General features: G+C 34.1%; 1 protein-coding gene. It reads right to left on the reverse strand.

Features of this window, described 5'->3' with window-relative positions; all coding sequences use genetic code 11:
• On the reverse strand, positions 1–279 hold a 279-nt coding region (locus KA858_RS12720; RefSeq protein WP_210135855.1), incomplete at both ends, for a DUF2232 domain-containing protein.

A 279-nucleotide genomic window follows, 5' to 3' on the forward strand; every position in this document is an offset into this window, starting at 1 on the left:
TTCTAACACAAATTGTAAGTTAGTGACTATGCCATACGCTACGACATTGTCTTGTGTGACAAACAAACTCACAAGTACTGTAATCACAAAAACAAATGCTACGCTTCTATTGATTTGCCACATAAATAATGGTCTGAACACTGGTGTTGCGACTTTGAATTTTCTTAAAATCGGAAACGTCACAACTAAATTCACAAGCACTAATAAGAATACCCATAATACTATATACCCAGGAATGCTCGCTTGTAATATTTCTAATGAAACTTGTAATGATTCTTC

This window comes from Staphylococcus sp. GDX8P80P (genome assembly GCF_017893095.1).
GTDB classification, from domain to species: Bacteria; Bacillota; Bacilli; order Staphylococcales; family Staphylococcaceae; genus Staphylococcus; species Staphylococcus borealis.